20 protein-coding genes and 1 pseudogene are annotated in these 18,295 nt (G+C 57.7%); 11 read left to right on the forward strand and 10 right to left on the reverse strand.

Features of this window, described 5'->3' with window-relative positions:
- Positions 1-176: 176 nt before the first annotated feature.
- The 3 genes from ACHZCJ_RS13945 to ACHZCJ_RS13955 all read right to left on the reverse strand — a co-directional run bounded on the left by ACHZCJ_RS13945 (position 177) and on the right by ACHZCJ_RS13955 (position 1,393).
- A complete protein-coding gene (locus ACHZCJ_RS13945; RefSeq protein WP_159645848.1) occupies positions 177-581 on the reverse strand; it encodes a YidH family protein in 405 nt (134 codons plus the stop codon).
- A 130-nt stretch (positions 582-711) separates the two neighbouring features.
- Complete coding sequence (locus ACHZCJ_RS13950; protein ID WP_159645845.1) at positions 712-897, reverse strand: PLDc N-terminal domain-containing protein; 186 nt, start codon at positions 895-897, stop codon at positions 712-714.
- Positions 898-949: 52 nt separating this feature from the next.
- On the reverse strand, positions 950-1,393 hold the full coding sequence (locus ACHZCJ_RS13955; RefSeq protein WP_321327103.1) for a PA2169 family four-helix-bundle protein: 444 nt from the start codon (positions 1,391-1,393) through the stop codon (positions 950-952).
- A 131-nt stretch (positions 1,394-1,524) separates the two neighbouring features.
- Here ACHZCJ_RS13955 and ACHZCJ_RS13960 point away from each other — a divergent pair, with 131 nt between their 5' ends.
- The 4 genes from ACHZCJ_RS13960 to ACHZCJ_RS13975 all read left to right on the forward strand — a co-directional run bounded on the left by ACHZCJ_RS13960 (position 1,525) and on the right by ACHZCJ_RS13975 (position 4,519).
- Positions 1,525-2,913, forward strand: a complete 1,389-nt coding sequence (locus ACHZCJ_RS13960; protein ID WP_321327104.1) for a mechanosensitive ion channel domain-containing protein — start codon at positions 1,525-1,527, stop codon at positions 2,911-2,913.
- 107 nt (positions 2,914-3,020) lie between these two features.
- The gene (locus ACHZCJ_RS13965) at positions 3,021-3,446 is read left to right on the forward strand and encodes a BLUF domain-containing protein (RefSeq protein WP_159645836.1); all 426 of its coding nucleotides are present in this window, start codon (positions 3,021-3,023) and stop codon (positions 3,444-3,446) included.
- A 178-nt stretch (positions 3,447-3,624) separates the two neighbouring features.
- On the forward strand, positions 3,625-3,936 hold the full coding sequence (locus tag ACHZCJ_RS13970; RefSeq protein ID WP_321327106.1) for a NepR family anti-sigma factor: 312 nt from the start codon (positions 3,625-3,627) through the stop codon (positions 3,934-3,936).
- Entirely contained in the window at positions 3,929-4,519 is a 591-nt protein-coding gene (locus ACHZCJ_RS13975) for a sigma-70 family RNA polymerase sigma factor (RefSeq protein WP_159645830.1), read from the forward strand. The genes ACHZCJ_RS13970 and ACHZCJ_RS13975 overlap by 8 nt, the downstream gene beginning before the upstream one ends.
- A gap of 162 nt (positions 4,520-4,681) precedes the next feature.
- Here the strand turns inward: ACHZCJ_RS13975 and ACHZCJ_RS13980 are convergent, their stop codons facing one another.
- Positions 4,682-5,461: a response regulator gene (locus tag ACHZCJ_RS13980; RefSeq protein WP_159645827.1), complete on the reverse strand. Its 780-nt coding sequence runs from the start codon at positions 5,459-5,461 to the stop codon at positions 4,682-4,684.
- A gap of 174 nt (positions 5,462-5,635) precedes the next feature.
- On the opposite strand from ACHZCJ_RS13980, the gene ACHZCJ_RS13985 reads away from it, so the two are divergent.
- The 6 genes from ACHZCJ_RS13985 to ACHZCJ_RS14010 all read left to right on the forward strand — a co-directional run bounded on the left by ACHZCJ_RS13985 (position 5,636) and on the right by ACHZCJ_RS14010 (position 10,347).
- Positions 5,636-5,926, forward strand: a complete 291-nt coding sequence (locus tag ACHZCJ_RS13985) for a YqjD family protein (protein WP_159645824.1) — start codon at positions 5,636-5,638, stop codon at positions 5,924-5,926.
- A 366-nt stretch (positions 5,927-6,292) separates the two neighbouring features.
- Entirely contained in the window at positions 6,293-7,804 is a 1,512-nt protein-coding gene (locus ACHZCJ_RS13990) for a PAS domain-containing protein (RefSeq protein WP_321327108.1), read from the forward strand.
- Entirely contained in the window at positions 7,804-8,541 is a 738-nt protein-coding gene (locus ACHZCJ_RS13995; RefSeq protein WP_159645818.1) for a Crp/Fnr family transcriptional regulator, read from the forward strand. Before ACHZCJ_RS13990 ends, ACHZCJ_RS13995 begins: the two co-directional genes overlap by 1 nt.
- 70 nt (positions 8,542-8,611) lie before the next feature.
- A complete protein-coding gene (locus tag ACHZCJ_RS14000) occupies positions 8,612-8,839 on the forward strand; it encodes a hypothetical protein (RefSeq protein WP_321327109.1) in 228 nt (75 codons plus the stop codon).
- 472 nt (positions 8,840-9,311) lie between these two features.
- On the forward strand, positions 9,312-9,761 hold the full coding sequence (locus tag ACHZCJ_RS14005; RefSeq protein ID WP_321327111.1) for a hemerythrin domain-containing protein: 450 nt from the start codon (positions 9,312-9,314) through the stop codon (positions 9,759-9,761).
- Between the two features lie 28 nt (positions 9,762-9,789).
- Positions 9,790-10,347, forward strand: coding sequence for a YetF domain-containing protein (locus ACHZCJ_RS14010; RefSeq protein ID WP_159648009.1), 558 nt, complete (start codon positions 9,790-9,792; stop codon positions 10,345-10,347).
- Between the two features lie 68 nt (positions 10,348-10,415).
- Here ACHZCJ_RS14010 and ACHZCJ_RS14015 read toward each other — a convergent pair whose 3' ends face one another.
- Positions 10,416-11,177, reverse strand: a complete 762-nt coding sequence (locus tag ACHZCJ_RS14015; protein ID WP_159645809.1) for an NRDE family protein — start codon at positions 11,175-11,177, stop codon at positions 10,416-10,418.
- A 243-nt stretch (positions 11,178-11,420) separates the two neighbouring features.
- On the opposite strand from ACHZCJ_RS14015, the gene ACHZCJ_RS14020 reads away from it, so the two are divergent.
- Positions 11,421-12,611 carry an acyl-CoA dehydrogenase family protein gene (locus tag ACHZCJ_RS14020; protein WP_321327113.1) on the forward strand — a complete coding sequence of 397 codons (1,191 nt, stop codon included), beginning with the start codon at positions 11,421-11,423 and terminating at the stop codon, positions 12,609-12,611.
- 16 nt (positions 12,612-12,627) lie between these two features.
- Here ACHZCJ_RS14020 and eda read toward each other — a convergent pair whose 3' ends face one another.
- From eda to zwf, 5 genes and pseudogenes are all read right to left on the reverse strand, one after another.
- Entirely contained in the window at positions 12,628-13,197 is a 570-nt protein-coding gene (gene eda / locus ACHZCJ_RS14025; protein ID WP_201295659.1) for a bifunctional 4-hydroxy-2-oxoglutarate aldolase/2-dehydro-3-deoxy-phosphogluconate aldolase, read from the reverse strand.
- Positions 13,194-14,165 (reverse strand): annotated as a pseudogene (glk, locus tag ACHZCJ_RS14030) (glucokinase). Before glk ends, eda begins: the two are co-directional and overlap by 4 nt.
- Positions 14,166-14,167: 2 nt before the next feature.
- Positions 14,168-15,988, reverse strand: coding sequence for a phosphogluconate dehydratase (gene edd / locus ACHZCJ_RS14035; protein ID WP_321327116.1), 1,821 nt, complete (start codon positions 15,986-15,988; stop codon positions 14,168-14,170).
- The gene (locus tag ACHZCJ_RS14040) at positions 15,985-16,620 is read right to left on the reverse strand and encodes a 6-phosphogluconolactonase (RefSeq protein ID WP_321327118.1); all 636 of its coding nucleotides are present in this window, start codon (positions 16,618-16,620) and stop codon (positions 15,985-15,987) included. The genes edd and ACHZCJ_RS14040 overlap by 4 nt, the downstream gene beginning before the upstream one ends.
- Entirely contained in the window at positions 16,613-18,076 is a 1,464-nt protein-coding gene (gene zwf / locus ACHZCJ_RS14045; RefSeq protein ID WP_321327120.1) for a glucose-6-phosphate dehydrogenase, read from the reverse strand. Before zwf ends, ACHZCJ_RS14040 begins: the two co-directional genes overlap by 8 nt.
- Positions 18,077-18,295: the final 219 nt, after the last annotated feature.

Raw genomic sequence — 18,295 nt, forward strand, 5'->3', positions numbered from 1 at the left:
GGTGACTTGGTTTCATTCTTTTGCTGGATTTTCTTGATGATGATCCGGGCGGCAACGGAAATGGCACCGGCAGCAATCGTTCTGATGATATAACGCATGTCTTTCTCCTGGGTTCGTTGTGTGATGTTCACTCTACTTACCGACGAACCGGGATTAGGTTGCAACAATGGGTGAGATTAGCGGCCGAATTTCATGGTCCAGATTGCGACGATCAAGGCGATCGCTCCGGTCGCCATCAAGCCGGAGATGATCCGCATGTTAAATGGTTTGACCGGGGTCGCCTGGTGCGAATTAAGCCTGTCCTGCACGGCGCAACCGTTGCGCTGGGCGACCCAGAAAATGAAGATTCCGATGATCATGAACAGGGTGGCGATGGCCTTGGGCAGCCACGGCGGTTCCAGTTTGCCGAACAGGGCGTTGAAGCCGAGACCGATCCCGACTGCCGCCAGGCCAGTGCGCATCCAGCCGGCAAAGGTTCGTTCATTAGCCATGATCGTCCGGTCTTCTGCCCATTCGGTGCGATCTTCGGCGAGATCCGTACGCTCGTTGGCAAGGTCCGTGCTGGATATATTTTTTGTCATGACAGTCTCCCCCGATAGCGCTCTGGTGCCGCGCGCGGAAATCATAGCAAAAGCCCCGCCATTCATCCACTGGAGGTGAATGATGCCGGGGCGTGTTGCGTTGCTCAGCTAAATGTGACGGCTAGGACCGTTAGATCGCCCGTGCGCTGCCCTTCGGCCCGACGAAAAACCACAATATCAGGCCGATAACTGGCAGGATCAAGATGATCAGCGACCAGATAATTTTCGCACCGGTCGATGAACCGCTGCCCCAAACGCTCAGCAGCGCCCAGATATCCAGAGCCAAAATCAGTAGTCCAACAATTCCATATTCCATGATAAATTCCCTTGTTTAGATACTATTGCCAAATATTAGCGAATGCTGAGCATCACGCCGTTGCTTCTTCGAGATGGTCGATCAAACGGCCGTCCGCCCGCAGCTCGCCCTGGTAGTTGCGCAACAATGTTTTGGCCGACACCGACAGCTCGTCCCGGGTCAATGCCTTCTCGAACTTCTTGCGCAGATAATCCTCGCCCGTTTCGACAGCCTCGATCGCGGCTTCGTCATTGTCCTGCAAGGCAGCGCTCAGGTTCATGAAAACCCGATGGGCCGACGCCAAGATCGTGCCGTCGCTTTCCGGTGTTCCACCGGATTTCGCGATTTCCTCGCGAACCGCGGTGGCCATTGCCCGGCGGGAAGCCGCGCGGCGGGAGAAGAAATTCTTGAAGGTGGTGCGTTCCGCGATCTCGGCTGCTTTTTCGTAGCCATGCGTGGAATCGATCAGTGTTTCCAGAATGTCATTCAATATCTCTGTGGAAGCGTTATTTGTCATATCATCCTCGTGTTGCGTTATTTATGAACAACCAACATCGGGCACGCCGGTCGGTTCCAAAGTAAATTTTCCCCGCCGGCGGGAACCTTTGCTATGTTGCGGCGTATGCCAACGTTGCTGATTGGAATATTATGTCCCTTTATCGCTGGATCCTGACGGGCCTGTTTCTGGCCGCGGCCTTGGCCCCGCTTTCAACTGGTCTTTCCCCGCATTTTTCTGCGCGTGCGCAGATTCAGCAGACGGAAGCGGTAGATGATCCCGAGCCGGCTATCGATCCAGAGGCAGACGGAAGCGACGATCTTGTCATTGCGGACCGGCTGCGGGGCATCTTTCGGGAAATAGAGGGGCTGCAGGAAGTGGTGGTTGCCGTTGACTCCGGTGTTGTGCGTCTGTCGGGACCCATAGCGGACAATGCCTCGGCCGACCGGGCCGAAGCCATTGCCGAGCGAGTCTCTGGTGTCGTTACCGTTGAAACCCGTTTCGAACGCGACCTGTCGGTCGGCAAGAATGTCGAACCCGTGGTCGACAGATTCGGGTCCAGCTTGCAGAATTTCCTGTCGGCGCTTCCGCTCATCGGGGTCGCCTTGCTGTCCGCCTTATGCATCGGTCTGCTGGGGCATTTCCTTGCTTCGCGCATGCGCTTCTGGAAACGGGTGACGCCGAATATTTTTCTGGCCGAACTGATCGCGGGGTTTGTCCGCATATTGTTCATCATGGTCGGAATTTTTGTCGGCCTGGATATTCTCAATGCGACGGCTTTGATCGGCGCGGTGCTTGGCGGTGCCGGTGTCATCGGTCTGGCGGTTGGCTTTGCCCTGCGCGACACGGTCGATAATTATATGTCAAGCATCATGCTGAGTGTTCGGCAGCCGTTTCGCGCCAATGATCATGTGCGGATCGGGGAGCAGGAGGGGCGGGTCGTAAGGCTAACCTCGCGGGCAACAATTCTGATGACCCTTGACGGTAATCATTTGCGGATTCCGAATGCGACGGTGTTCAAGGCGGAAATATTGAATTTTACGCGCAATCCGCAGCGCCGGTTCAGCTTCATACTGGGCGTCGATGCCGACGACGATCCGGCCGCTGCCATCGAAACCGGTCTGCGGGCGATCAACGGCCAGACGTTCGTTCTGGACGACCCCGAGGCAACGGCCGAAATCAGGGAAGTCGGGGACTCCAACATCCTGATCGCCTTTCACGGCTGGATTGATCAGCGCGACAGCGACTTCAACAAGGCGAGAGGTGCGGCGATCCGCGTGACCAAAAACGCGCTGGAAGAGACCGGTTTCGCTTTGCCGGAACCGATATATCGCCTGCGCTTCGACAATGGCCCACCGCAGTTGCAGGGTCTGACCGGGGCGCTGGCAACAACCGGGGGACGTGAAGAAAAGCCGGTCAGGGCGCCCGCCAAAGAGGCGTTTGACGTCTCGCCCGAGGACCATGTCGAGAAACTGGTGGATTCAGAACGATCCGGCGAGGGGGCTTCCGATCTGCTCGATGACCAGCAGCCGGTGGAATAAGAGACCGGCCCGCTAACCTATGTTAGCGCAAAACGGAAAAGATGCGGCTATTCTGCGAAGCAATCGTCGTCTTGGCTGTGAACACAGCCGTTTTGAGAAAGTTTTGCGTGTCGTCTCGTTCGATCACCTCGCTCATTTTTGTCAGCACCGCAAAGCCCGGCATGAATCAGGACGATTTTCTTGCCATCATGAGCGTTACGCTGCGCAACAGCGAGCGTTTCGGATTGACCGGACTGCTTGTCTGCAACGGATTCAATTTCATGCAATATATTGAAGGAGAGCGCTCGTCGGTCAGGGACCGGATGTATTATATCGGCCAGGATGACCGGCATAGCGGGGTTACGATCCTGTATCAGCAGGAATCAGAGAGCAGGCAGTTTGCGAACATCTATTTTGCCGGCCGGCATTTTCCATCTATCCAAGGCTGCGCGCAATCCGATCTCCCGAAAATACTGGCCGATGTGTCCATGCCCGAAATGGCCCGGACGCTGTTCCGAAGTTTCGGTTCGCTTGGATTGCAACCGTCAGGGTGATAGCGGGTCCCTGCCGGATTGGGTCGGCTGAAAAGCAGCAGAAGAAGGCGGCACCTGTTCGGCACCTCGGCTCCAAACGCAACATTTGCCATCCTGTCCAACTCCGGAGCTCGATCCCCATTCGCGCCTGCGTGCGAGGATTGTCGCGGGCCATTGGACATTTTCAGGAAAAATTTATATGCAACCTTTAGGAACATCGGGTGTTCTGTCTTCAAGCAAGGAAAAAACGAGGCATGTTTTGACGGGCCCGAACGAAAATAAATCTGAAACATCAGGTTCTTCCGAACCGGATGATGCAGGGCAATGGTCAAAGGAAATGCCGGTGAAAAGCAAGGAAGACATGCAGGAAAGATTAGGCCTTGGATTGAAGGACATGTATTCGAGTGTCCTGGACGAGCCGCTACCCGACGATATGCTGGCGCTTCTCGACCAGCTGGAAGAAAACGACACGAGTGACGTAAAATCCAGCCGGCCGGACGATAATGAGTAAGCCCCAGGCGTTACCGCCGGCGGAGTTCAAGCAGCAGCTGACGGAAGCGATTCCACATCTGCGCGCGTTCGGCCGGAGTCTGTCTGGGGATCGTGATCTGGCCGATGATCTCGTGCAGGATACCCTTTTGAAAGCCTGGGCCGCACGAGACCGGTTCATAGCCGGCACGTCAATGCGGGCCTGGACCTTCGTCATTTTGCGCAACACATTTTTTTCGGGCATGCGCCGTAAAAAATTCAGTGCCAATTATGACGAGCTGGTTGCGGAAAGAGTATTGTCCGCGCCTGCGCCGCAGCAGGAACCTCTGCATCTCGCCGACTTGCAGCGCGGGCTGATGGAATTGTCGGACGACCAGCGTGAAGCGATCATTCTGGTCGGCGCAGGCGGCTATTCCTACGAGGAAGCGGCGGAAATCGCCAATTGCGCTGTCGGCACCATGAAAAGCAGGGTGTCTCGCGCCCGGAAAACGCTGGAAGCCATTCTGGAGGAAGGGCGTTTCACCTCCGCGTCAGATAATCATGATGATATGACTACAACCGCGCTTGAAAATATCATTGGCGCGGTCGAGAAAATAGCGCCCTAGGCGGCAATTTCCAGAACCCATTCTGTTCTACAATAATCTGTTTCTAGCCCAGAACCGGCCCGGAAACAGCCAGCTCCTCGTCGCCGGTCCGGATTTCCGAACCGACAACGATGGGCTCGCCTTTGTCAACTGGGGTTGAGGCCATCAGGTCCGGACCAGCAATCAGGCGTCCTGCTTTGCGGTCGAAAAGAACAGTGCCTGACTGATCGCGGCACGAATGGCGTTTGGCTGAAACGGTTTGGTGATCAGGAAAGTCGGCTCGGGCCGTTCCCCCGTCAGCAAGCGCTCGGGGAATGCGGTGATGAAAATCACCGGAACCGAAATCTGCTCCAATATATCCTTCACGGCGTCGATACCGGAACTGCCGTCTGCCAGTTGAATATCGGCGAGGACCAGACTCGGTTTGGCATTGGTTACCGCCTCGAGTGCGCCCTTGTGGGTTGTTGCCGTTCCGCAAACACGATGTCCCAGGCCGGATACGATCTGCTGCAATTCCATTGAAATCAGGGCTTCGTCTTCGATGATCAGGACATCCGACCGGATCTCCTTGTCGATCTCGGCAATCGCATCGTCCAGCAGGTCGTTGATTGAATTTTCGCCGACATCGGCGATTTTGGCGACTTCGCTAACCGAAAAGCCTTCCAGTGCGGTTAGCAGCAGCACCTGACGGCTGATGGGCGGGATCGCGTTCAGCCGGTTTTGCGCGTTGTTCTGATCCGGATCGTCCGAAACCCTGACATGTGCGCTTTCCCAGATGCTCGCAAAAACGCGATAGAGATGAACCCGTACATCATTGTCATCCGGGACAGGTTCCGGATCGGCGATAATCGCTTCAAGCGTGGCTTTGACAAATGCGTCGCCGCTCTTTTGGCTGCCGGTCAAGGCCCGTGCATAGCGCCGTAAGTAGGGAAGATGCGGTTTCAGATTTTGAGCTAGTGACATATTTTATATCTCCGTGATGGGTCCCCTACGTATGACCGGAAAAAGGGTTCCATCATTATTTTGTCACGCCGGTGTCGCGTGCATTGCTTGATCTGCAGATCTGGTCCGGAACCAATTCGGTCGCCGTTCGTTGACCTGTTATTAGATCACTAGACCGAATATGGAGAAAAAGAAATGACAGGCAATTATTCCGAAGAAATGGGTGCGGTGAAGTCGGATCTGCAGACGTTGAAAGAGGATCTGGCAAGCTTGACCAGATCCGTAAAGGCCGACGCCAAAGCCAATGCGTCGGAACTGCGGGCCAATGCCAAGACCAAATTTGATGCGGCACGTGCCAATGCGGTGGAAGCCGGAACGAAAGGGCGAGCGAAGGCGCAGACGACATTCCAGGAAAACCCGATCGTGAGCATCGCGGCAACCGCTGGAGTCGGCCTGTTGATCGGCGCCCTGATGGCTCGGCGCTAGAACGTCCGCACCAGAATTTGAAAGGGCTGCAGAGCGCAAATCTGGCAGCCCTTTTTCTGGCCTCGTGAAGAAAAATGTTGCGTGATGGAAAATGTTGCGGAAATCGCCGATCGGCTGGTTCCGATGTTTGTCCGCAATGCCGAGATATGCCTAGGCGCAGGTGACCAGACAGGCTGTGGGCCAATCGTCAATGATTTGATATGAAACTGTACCGGCATCGTTATACAGGCAATAGCTCCGGCTTCGGCCTTTCTGATCGTTTGCCGCATCGTGTTTTGCGCGGTTTGTACGACGAGGCAACAGAAACGCTACTTATTCGTTTATGAGGGATCGGCTTCAGGGTCAGTGACAAAAAAGGGGTTAGACATGAAGGCGGTTGATCAGCGGACCGGGGAGTTGGAGCCGAAGATGGAAGTCGAGCGGCTATCAACACTGGGCAACTATCAACTTCTCGATGATGCGCGGAAGAACGCTTTTGACCGGGTCACGCGGCTGGTCGCTGATATTTTCGCGGCTCCTATAGCATCCATCTCTCTTGTCGCTAAAGATCGGGAGTTCTTCAAATCACCGGTCGGGCTTGATGATCGGCAGACCGACCGCGAGGCATCGCTATGCGGGCAAATGATCGAAAGCCGTGAGCCGTTGATATTAGAAGATGTGCTGGCGGAGTCGAGATTTGCCGGCAATCGGCTGGTCAGCGGGAATTCGTCCATCCGGTTTTTTGCCGGAGCGCCGCTGATCGCGCCGAACGGTATGGTTCTTGGCGGTCTGTGGTTTGCTGATACCGTTCCCCGGTCGGGGCTGACGGATAGCCAGCTCAATCAGCTGACAAGCATGGCTGATATTGTGATGAGCGAGCTGGAGCTGAACCGCGAAATCCATTTGCGCGAACAGGCCCAGAAAAGCGCGGCTATAGACCGTTCCAACCTCGACCTCACCCTGGCTCTCAGCGACATCGCCAGCTTCCGAACCGATCTTGAGACGGGAATGATCGAATGGGGTGGTGCCTATATGAAAATATGGGGAGAGGATGCAGGTGAAGCGCTAACCCAGGTGGAAGACGCATTGTCCCGTATTCATCCTGAAGACCGTGATAGTGTTACCGAGGCTATGGGTGCTGCCGCAGCGCCCGGTGAGAAATTTGAGGCGCGATTCCGGATCATACTGCCTTCCGGGGAGATCCGTTGGGTAGAGGGATATGGCGACTATCTCGAATCAAATGGTCGTCCGACCCTGACTGGCATCAACAAGGATATCACCCATTCTGTCGACCAGCAGGAACAGCTGCGGCTCCACACGCGCGAGCTTCATCACCGCCTCCGTAATCTTTTCGCGACCCTGCAATCGATCATGATGCTGACCAGAAATTCAGCAACATCGATCGATGATTATATCGAGCGGATCAAGAACCGGCTGAGCGCGCTGAACCGCGCGCAACACATCCTGCTCGACACCAATTTCGTTACGGGATCATTTGCCGCACTTGTGCGTGACCTCTGCAAGACTTACCCGAGAGTGCGCTGGTTTGGTCCCGATATCATTCTGGAAGAAAACGCGATGGTGTCGATGTCGCTCGTGCTAAATGAACTGGCCACAAACGCGGCCAAATATGGTGCGCTGACCACCGATACCGGTCTGGTAAAAATCAAGTGGACTATCCTTCCAGATGAAGACGGACAGGATGTTGTCGAATTGCGCTGGTTGGAGAGCGGCGGACCGCAGTCAGGGCCTGCTCCGGCGGCGTCCGGTTTCGGGTCCTCGCTGATCGATCACAGCATAACCCGCAACTTGCGCGGAGAAATTGATCGGGACTGGACACCCGACGGCCTGATTTGCACGATTAGATTTCCTGCACCCGACGAAAAAGAGTACCGATAGTGGCACAAAAAGCCCTCCTCCGGCGCATTTCCTTCTACGCCGATCTGGACGAGATGGACCAACAGGTCATCATGAATATCGAGGGGCGGGAACAGCGTTTCGACAAGAATAGCGAAATCATTGATGCCGGTCAGGAGATGGATAGTGTCCTGATCGTCAAGGAAGGCTGGGCGATCCGTTACAAGACATTGGAAGACGGCCGCCGCCAGATATTGAACATATTGCTGCCAGGAGATTTTTTCGACCTACAGGTGCTGGTGGCAGCGGAGGCTGACCATTCGGTGAAAACGGTTACGGCACTGACCGGTCTTTCGGTAAGGCCCGCGGTCTTTCGGCGCCTGTTGACCGAGTCCGGAAAACTGACGCTCGCGTTCTGGTGGATGCAGGTTCAGGAAGAGGCATTTTTGCGGGAACAAATCGTGCGAAATGGCAAGCAGACCGCGCGCGAAAGAATAGGGCATTTCCTGCTCGAACTCTACCGGCGGGTGCTGATCACCGGCGCAGGAACCAGCGAAGGTTTCCGTGTGCCGCTGACCCAGACTGTCATTGCCGACGCATTGGGTCTGACTCCGATCCACACCAACCGGGTGCTCCGGCAGCTGGAGCGGGATGGTCTGCTGGTGCGGGAAAACGGATGGATACTCTTCACCGATGAAGCCCGCCTCGCCGAAATCAGCCAGTTCGATTCCAGCTATTTCCACCTTGATGCTTTCCGCATGCGGCTGGGACGCGAATAAATTTCGCGCGCGGGGGAACTCTCCACGCATCCTGGCGTTGATTATACCGAACCATAAAAGGGAGTTCATAATGAAGAAGATTGCAATAGCGTCAATATTGACCGCCGGACTGGTACTTTCCGCCTGTGAAGCCAATGTGACCGAAGAGGGTGAAATGCCTTCCATGGATGTCGACGTATCCGGTGATGCGGGCCAGTTGCCTGAAATCGACGTTGATACAGCCGACGTTGAAGTTGGTACCGAAGAAGTCACCGTCGACGTTCCCGATATCGACGTGGAAATGCCTTCCGAACAATAGACACTTCACCTAGAAAAAGAGAATAATGGCCAGGCATCATGCCCTGGCCATTTTTTATGTGCGAATGCCGGATACAGCCAGGTGCCGACTGATCCGGGGGCAGCCTTTCGAGGATCTGATTTCGGGACAAAGGTGGCTGGAAAATTTCCCCGTTGGTAATCGGGGGGCTACGAAGGGAAAATTTCCCAGCCGGTTTTTGAGGAATGAAGGCAATGCCGGGTCAGGGCTCAACGTCCATTCAACCTTTATAACGGCTGGCGCCCGCATTGGTTCCCGAGAAAGCATATTTTTTTTCGTCGCGATATTTTATCTACAATCCGGGGTTTTTCTCATCTGTTCGGCCTCCGAGCGAGCGCAGGTCAACAGGATGGCTCAACTGCCGAAGCGGCGCGCGTCACCGCCATGCGAACGGACATGCAACCAAATGCCGAGGCGTGCGTCTTTTCATCAGTACGATACGGATGGAGCTATTATGACCGATATTTTTACTCGCCTCAAACAGGATCATGATCGTCATCGCGAAATGCTAGAGCGCGTAGCCGACACGAATGGCGATACCGAGGAGCGCCGCAAGTCTTTCGAACAGCTGCGGATCGACGTATCCGCCCATGCCAATGCCGAGGAACAGTCGCTATATGCAGAAATGCTCTCCCGGCCCGATCTGCAGGACAAGGGTCGCCACTCGGTTGCCGAGCACAAGGAGGCCGACGACTATTTCGAGGACTTGGTCGATATGGATTTTTCCAGCAGCGGCTGGCTCACCCGGTTCAAGACGCTGAAGGAGCGGCTCGAGCATCATATGGATGAAGAAGAAAACGAGATATTTGCCGCTGCCAGGCAGGACCTGAGCGACGAGCGTGCCGCTGAACTGGCCGATATTTTTAATGAGCGTAAACCGGAAGAGAAGCAGGAAGTCGCTTGAATCCTGAAGCGGAACCGGGGGAATGAAGATGTTGAGTGAATGGACGGCAACGGGTTGGGAGCAGATCACGCTGATCGCGCTTTCCGCCTCCGCAATGTATATTACGGTGATATTGCTGACCCGTTTGGCCGGCGTCCGCAGTTTTTCGAAAATGAGCGGCTTCGACTTTGCGGTGACGGTGGCGATCGGGTCCGTACTGGGCTCCGTCATCTTGTCGAAAAATCCGCCACTTGCGCACGGGATCGCCGCTCTGGTGTTTCTGTTCGGGCTGCAGATTGGCATGGCGGTGCTGAGAAGCCGCTTCCCCCGTCTGCAATTACTGGCGGACAATGAGCCGCGCCTCGTCATGATCGGCGACCAGATCCAGCATGATCAGCTCAGGAAAGCGAAGATGACCGAGGATGATCTCTGGGCAAAGCTACGTGAGGCCAATGCCTTCCATTTTTCACAAGTGCTAGCCGTGATCGCCGAGACGACAGGCGATGTGTCCGTCCTCCATGCTACTGACCACAAGCATGATATCCAACCCGAACTTCTGAAGGGGGTTATCGGTGCCGACCGGTACCGCACCAATCGGTCCTCCTGACGGCTGCTGAAACCCCGGGCGGTTTCAAAATCCGGACGGGCCTTTTTGCTGTCAGCCCCGAACCGGTTCTAGTTCGGCCACGAAAAGGTAAGCCGGTCTTCCCCAATGACGTTGGCGGCGGCGTCAAAGCGGCGCTCCAGCATCGATCCGTTGCCCGCATGGTCAATGGCAACAATCGTGCTGCAGCGCGTTCCGTAGACCGGATTTTCGATGAAAATCCCGGAACTGGACGGCTCCAGCTGTACCGGTCTGCTGCCCTTTCTGTCTGACGTCGGCGGATATGTCGACCGGTCGGTCAACAGGCCGAGCAGCGCGGCGGGGTCCTCTGGCCGGTTTTGCAACCAGTCTTGCAGGGCCGCGTCGAGATGCCGGGCCTTCGCCCATGGATTTGCGAGCGAGCCGTTGGAAAGGCCGTGGATACCGGGCTCGAGTCGCCTGCTGAGGTTGTCGGGCCGGTTGGAATGGACCAGCGCTTGATCATGCGCGACGGTGATCAGGTTGAACGGATTGAAATCCGTTAGAGACACCGATTCCAGATCGGCATAGTGCCCGTCGCCAAGCAGAAAGTCTTTCAACAGATCGCCGCGGGAGGCGCGGCTGCGATCCGGTGCGCCATAGCCGCTGAGATTTGTAACCACGGCGAAGCGACCCTTTTCCGACACACCGAGCCAGGTCCCGCCAGCCTGTACATCCTTCCCTGCCAGCAAATGCTCGTGACCCGGCCAGCGGGCCAGCGGTTGCGCGGGACGATCGTGCAGTTCGTCCCGATTGCCGATCGCGACAAGTTTCCAGTGGGGATGGGCCTGCCACGCGAGGGAAATGATGCACATCAGGCGGCCATAGCAAAGCCGTGCTTTTTTGCGAATATATTGTCCGGGCTTATGTCCTTTTTCTCCAGAGATCGAGAAACTGGGGCACACCGCTCAAAGCTGCTAAAACAATGGCGCGGCAGCAGAAGCCGGCGAAATTGATTTGCCCATTCGACACGCGGCAACTGTTCCCTTTTCGTGAGATTAGTGCACAGTCATCGCCAACAGGATCCGGAACTGGGCAACAGAGGAAAGAGCGCGTTCATGAAACTCAGTCACAGCCCCGCATTGCAGGCCTTTCGCAACAAGATCCGCTCCTATTTCGAAAATGACTATCCGCAGGATATATTGGCGAAGGTTGCCTCCGGCGCGAGCCTGAACACTGCCGAGGTTCGTCGCGCGGAGATGGCGCTGGGGGAGCGCGGCTGGTTGGCCAGTGCCTGGCCGGAGGAACATGGCGGGCCGGGCTGGTCGATCGAGCAGCAATATATTTTCGATGAAGAGCTGGAACGGGCCGGAGCGCCGACGGTGACCCCCATGGGCGTGATCTATGTCGGTCCCGTCATCTACACATTCGGGAACGAGCAACGAAAGGCGCAGTGGCTGCCCGGTCTGCGGGATGGTTCGGTCGGCTGGGCGCAGGGCTATAGCGAACCGGAAGCGGGATCGGATCTCGCCTCCCTGCAATTTTCCGCGGTGCGCGACGGCGACGAATATGTCCTCAACGGCACGAAAATCTGGACCTCGGCGGCCCAGCATGCGGACTGGATATTCCTCCTGACCCGTACCTCGCGGGAAGCGAAGAAACAGATGGGCATCACTTTCATCTGCTGCAAGCTTGACCAGCCGGGCGTGACGGTGAAGCCGATCATCACCATCGACGGCAAATATTATCTCAGCCAGTGCGATTTCGTCGATGTCCGGGTGCCGGTGGGCAACCGCATTGGCGAGGAAGGCAAAGGCTGGTCCTATTCGCAATATCTGCTTGGCAACGAGCGGACCTCTTATGCGCGGATCGGCGGCAAACGGAAGCAAATGGCCGATATTCGCGCCATTGCTTCGCAAATCCCGACCGGCGGCAATCAGCGGCTGATTGACGACCGTTTCTTCGCAGGCCGGTTGAGCGAGGCGGAAACGCGGCTGGACGCGCTGGAGATAACCGTACTCAGAGTGTTGACCACGGTTAGGGATGGCGGTTCCCCGGGCGACGAGGCCTCGATCCTGAAGATCATGGCGACCGATCTTGCGCAGGAGATTACCACTCTGTTTCTGGAAGCCGCCGCCGAACAGGGCAATCGCAAATTTGTCGACAGTATCAGTCCGGAATGGACGGGTGATGCGGCTTTTGCGGCGCCCGGCGTCGCCACTTATTTCGGCACACGTGCGCAAAGCATTTACGGTGGCACCAATGAAATCCAGCGGAACATCATCGCCAAAAGGGTCTTGGGCCTCTAGCCGCTATTGTGCTGCCTTAAAGGGGCGGGACCACCCAGCTGCCGCCCACGCACAGGACATTGTCCAGTGCCAGCCACTGCGCGGCACTGCTTTCGTCAATGCCGCCGGTCGGGCAAAAGAGGCACTGGCCAAATGGTCCGGTCAGCGCCTTCAGTGCGGGAATGCCACCTGATGCCTCGGCCGGGAAAAATTTGAAATGGGCGAGGCCAAGATCCAGTCCGTGCATGATATCACCCGCAGTGGCAACGCCGGGGAGAAAAGGGATGTCGGCGGCAATCGCGGCTTGGCCGAGACGGTCGGTCAGACCAGGGGAAACGATGAATTCGGCACCCGCGTCAATGGTAGCGGCCATTTCGTCCGGATTGGTGACGGTACCGGCGCCAACGATAGCACCGTCTACCTGCTTCATTTCCGCAATAGCCTGTAGAGCGCAATCGGTTCGCAAGGTCACTTCCAGAACCGGACAGCCGCTGCTGACCAGCGCTCTTGCGAGCGGTTTTGCCTGTGCGAGATCGTCGATGACCAGCACTGGAATGACCTTTGCGCGACGCATCAGCTGTTCGATCGGTTTTATTTGGTCCGTCATGCACCATGTTCCTGTATGAAGGCCGCAGCCGCGCCGAGCAGGCCTGGTTCGGGATGGGTGATCAGTTTGACCGGCAGGCTCTCCATCAACCCGCGATAGCGGCCCTTGGAGGTGAATCGGTCGGCAAAGCCCGACGAACCTATGTGATCCGTCAGCCTCAGACCGAGACTACCGGCCATTACCGCCGCGCCGGCGCCATGGGCCAGTGCTATATCACCGGCGACGGACCCGAGTGTCAGGAAGAACCGGTCGAGCGCAGCGATGGCAATGCTGTCTTTCCCTTCCAGTGCGAGTTTCCAAAGGGCCTTGTCGTCACCGATCGGCATTGGCCGATTTTCCATGTCCGACAACACTTCGAATATGGCGCGAAGGCCAGGGCCCGAGACGATGCGTTCGACCGAGACGCGGCCGTGCACGGCGCGCAGTGTTTGCAAGATGCGGTCTTCCACGGCATCGCGCGGAGCGAAGTCGCAATGGCCCGCTTCGGTTGCCAGGACCTGGAATTTGCCGTTTTCGCAGACCAGCGCCGCCACGCCTAGGCCTGTCCCGGGACCAATCACGCTGATCACCCCGAATTGCGGCAGCGGTGTCTCGGGTCCGGTTATATGTCTGAACCGGTCCGGGCCCACCATCGCGACCGCATGGGCGACCGCCGCGAAATCGTTGACCAGCGTATAGCGGTCTACCACCAGTTTCTCGCAGATTTGCGGCGGCCTGATGATCCACGGGTTGTTGGTGAGATTGATCAGCTCGTCGTTGATCGGAGCGGCAACGGCGATGGCTGCGGCGCGGGGTAGCGGGCGGTCGAGTTGTGCGCCGTATATCTCTCAGGCGATCTGGAAGCTCGGATGGTCAGCGGTTGCCAGCGTTGTCGGTTCCGAGAGCGATGCGACGTCGCCGTTCGCTATGTCCACGATGGCAAAGCGGGCATGCGTGCCGCCGATATCGGCAACGACTATTTCGGCCATGTCTAGAGTCCTGCCTCGGCCAGCATGGCCGAGCCGCCTTTTTCCGCCGGATCGCTGTGGTGGCGCATCATCGCGAACAGTTCGCGGCCGGTGCCCATGGCCGGCGGCGGTGGCGCGGCCTGTTCGCGGGCCTCCCATTCTGCCGGATCGACCAGCGCGACAAGCTCGCCATTCGCCGCACAGACCCGGACCCTGTCGCCGTTCCGCAGCTTGCCCAGCGGACCGCCGTGATAGGCTTCCGGCGAAATATGGATGGCCGCCGGTATCTTGCCGCTTGCCCCGGACATCCGGCCATCGGTGACAAAGGCGATTTTAAAGCCCTTGTCCTGCAACACGCCGAGCGGCGAGGTGAGCTTGTGCAATTCCGGCATGCCATTGGCTGCCGGTCCCTGAAAGCGGACCACGACGATGACATCGCGATCCAGCTTTCCGGCCTTGAAGGCGGCGACGACATCATTCTGGTCGTGGAAAATGGCCGCCGGTGCCTCGATCGTCCAGCGGACGGGGTCGACGGCGCTCACCTTCATCGTCGCGCGGCCGAGATTGCCCTGCAGCAGCTTCATGCCGCCATCGGGCTGAAACGGGCTGATGACCGGGCGCAGGATTGTTTCATCGGCTGTTTCTTGCTGTGCGTCGGCAAAGGTCAGTTCTGTACCATCCATCACCGGTTGCTTGGCACCGTCGGATAGCGAGCCTCCATAAACGGTCATGATATCGTCATGGGCGAGGCCGGCAGCAATCAGTTCGCGAATGATATAAGGCATGCCGCCCGCGGCGCTAAAATGGTTTACGTCGCCCGCGCCATTGGGATAGACGCTGGCGATCAGCGGCACGGCTGCGGAGAGTTCATCCATATCGTCCCAGTCGATCAATATACCGGCGGAGCGGGCGATGGCGGGAAGGTGAATTACATGATTGGTCGAGCCGCCGGTGGCGAGCAGGCCGACCACGGCGTTGACAATGGCTTTTGCGTCGATGCAGCGGCCCAGCGGGCGGTAATCGTCACCCGCCCAGCCATTGCGGGTCAACTGATGCGTGGCGGCACGGGTCAGTTCCTGGCGCAGCTTGGTGCCCGGATTGACGAAGGAGCTGCCAGGCATATGCAGGCCCATCATCTCCATCATCATCTGGTTGCTGTTGGCAGTGCCGAAGAAGGTGCAGGTCCCTGCGCCATGATAGCTGGCGCTTTCGGCTTCGAGCAATTCTTCCTCGCCCACCTTGCCCTGCGCGTAGAGCTGCCGCACGCGGACCTTTTCCTTGTTGGCTAGACCCGACGGCATCGGCCCGGCGGGGATCAATATGGTCGGCAAATGGCCGAAGCGCAGCGCGCCGATCAGCAGGCCGGGCACAATTTTGTCGCAGATGCCGAGCAACAGCGCGCCTTCGAACATCCCGTGGGACAAGGCGACCGCCGTACCCATCGCGATCACGTCGCGGCTGAATAACGAGAGTTCCATACTGTCCTGTCCCTGGGTAACGCCGTCGCACATCGCCGGCACGCCGCCGGCGACCTGCGCGGTTGCACCGGCTTCGCGGGCGAAAATCTTGATCTGCTCGGGATAGCGACCGTAGGGCTGATGGGCGGAAAGCATGTCATTATAGGCGGTGACAATGCCGATATTCATCGCTTTGCCCGAGCGGATGACGGGCTTGTCCTCACCGCTGGCGGCAAAGCCGTGGGCAAGATTGCCGCAGGACAGGGTGGGCCGGTGAACGCCGGCGTCGCGCGCGCGGTCGATCAGGTCGAGATAAGCCTTCCGGCTTTCCGCCGACCGCGCGATGATCCGTTCGGTGACTTTCTCCACGACAGGATGAAGGCTCATGTGCGACTCCAGAAAATGGTGATCGGGCAGCGGGCGGCGGCAAACAGTCTGGCGACCGGCAGATCATTCTCTCCGGCAATGGCTGCATCGAGCACCCGCTTTTTGTCGCAACCCCGGACCACCAGCATGATTTCTTTAGCCTGGGTCAGTGCCGCAAGGTTGAGCGACAGGCGCTCGAACGGTGCTTCTTGGGGCAGCGGTTCCGGCACCGTGTGGATGACAGCGGCTTTGCCTTGAGCCGTAGGGTCCATGTTTGGAAAGAGCGACGCGATATGGCCGTCCGCGCCCATCCCCAGCCAGACCAGATCGAACAGGGGCAGGGGCATGCCCTCCACCAGTTTAGCGACATGGGCGGGCGTCGCATCAAAGGCTGCATCCAGCTTGTCCTGATTGCTGGCAGGATCTTTGGGCGGGACAATCCGGTCATCGGTCAGCATCAGTGACACTGTGCCCCATGGCAGGGTGCGTCGGGACAATATGTCAAAAATGGGCAGCGGCGTTTTGCCGCCGGGGACCGCGAGCCAGTGACTGCCCGACCGCTGGATGATCTCGCTTATATGGTCAGCAACCGACCCGGCATCGGCGTTGGCAGCCCAGCAGACCGGAGCGGCGATATTCTCGGTCTCACTCATGCCAACTCACCCCGTCGCGTTCGGTCAGAGCAATTGCCGCAGACGGTCCCCAGCTTCCCGCGCCGTAAGATTTGGGTGTTATTGCATCTTTGTTCCATGTCTTGCGGATGGCATCCACCCAGCGCCACTGCGCCTCCACTTCATCGCGGCGCACGAACAGGGTCGGATCGCCGTCGATCAGGTCGAGCAGCAGGCGTTCATAGGCGATACGCTTGCGCGCCTTGGAAAAGGCCTGCGAGAGGGACAGGTCGAGCGGCACTTCGCGCAATATCATGCCGTCGCGGTCGAGACCGGGTTCCTTGGCCATCACCTGCAGGCGGACATATTCCTCGGGCTGCAGGCGGATGACCAGGCGGTTGGCATTGAGCCGACCACCACGTTCGGCAAAAATATTATGCGGGACCGATTTGAACTGGATGACGATTTCGCTGCGGCGCTCGGACAGGCGTTTGCCGGTGCGCAGGTAAAAGGGCACGCCCTGCCAGCGCCAGTTATCAACATGCGCCTTGATCGCGACAAATGTCTCGGTGTCGGAATCTGCACCAAAATCATCGGCATAGCTGCCGACCGCTTTGCCATGGACCGCTCCGGCGCCATATTGTCCGCGTACCATTTCTTCGGCGCTGACCGGCCGCAGGCTGCGCAGTACTTTCACCTTTTCGTCGCGGATGGATGTCGCATCCAGACTGGCCGGCGCTTCCATGGCGGTAAGTGCCAGCAGCTGCAGCATATGGTTCTGGACCATGTCGCGTAGAGCTCCGGTATCGTCGTAGAAGCCGTGACGGCCTTCCAGCCCGACCGTTTCCGATACGGTAATCTCGATATGGTCGATACCGTTGGCGTTCCACAACGGTTCAAACATCATATTGGCAAAGCGCAGGGCCATCAGGTTTTGGACCGTTTCCTTGCCAAGATAATGATCAATGCGGAAGGTTTGGTCTTCGGTGAAAGCCGCGGCGACCGCATCATTGATCAGGCCCGATGTTTCCAGATCATGGCCGAGCGGCTTTTCCAGGCCGATTCGGACAAGGTCGCCTGTCAGTCCGGCAGACTTCAGCCCGGCAATCGTCGCTTCGAACAGTGATGGCGCAGTGGACAGAAATATTGCGAGACCACCGGTTATATCGCCAAGCTTGGCGGAAAGCGCGGAGAAGCCATCGCTCTGTGTTGCATCCAGCGGCTGGTAGGATAATCGTTCCAGAAAGGATTGCAGTTCGCCATTGCCCTTGCGGTCTTCCGGCAGATATTCCGACAGGGCCTGGGCCGCCAGCTGCCGAAACTGTTCGTCCGACATATCGCTGCGTGCGGTCCCGACGATTCGCAGATCAGAGGCGATCAGGCCATCTTCGTGCAAGGCAAAGAGCGATGGCAGGAGCATGCGTTTCGCCAGATCTCCGGTTGCTCCGAACAGCAGCAATCGGGATGAAATGCCGCTATTGTCTGACGTTTTGGTCACAATATTTCCCCGTCTATCAAATAGCACCTGTACCAGCAGGAGTGGCAGGCGACAACGGCCCTCATCCTCCTGCCGGAAATCTATCGGCGGGCCGCATAGAGGCCATAGCTTGCGATAACGGCGTAACAGCCTATCGGTACGATCAGTGATGCCGCCAGGCCGCCGGCATCCGCGACCACGCCGGTCAGCAGCGGAATGATCGCAAAAACTGGATATAGA

It is taken from the genome of uncultured Parasphingorhabdus sp. (assembly GCF_963677535.2).
Taxonomy (GTDB): Bacteria; Pseudomonadota; Alphaproteobacteria; order Sphingomonadales; family Sphingomonadaceae; genus Parasphingorhabdus.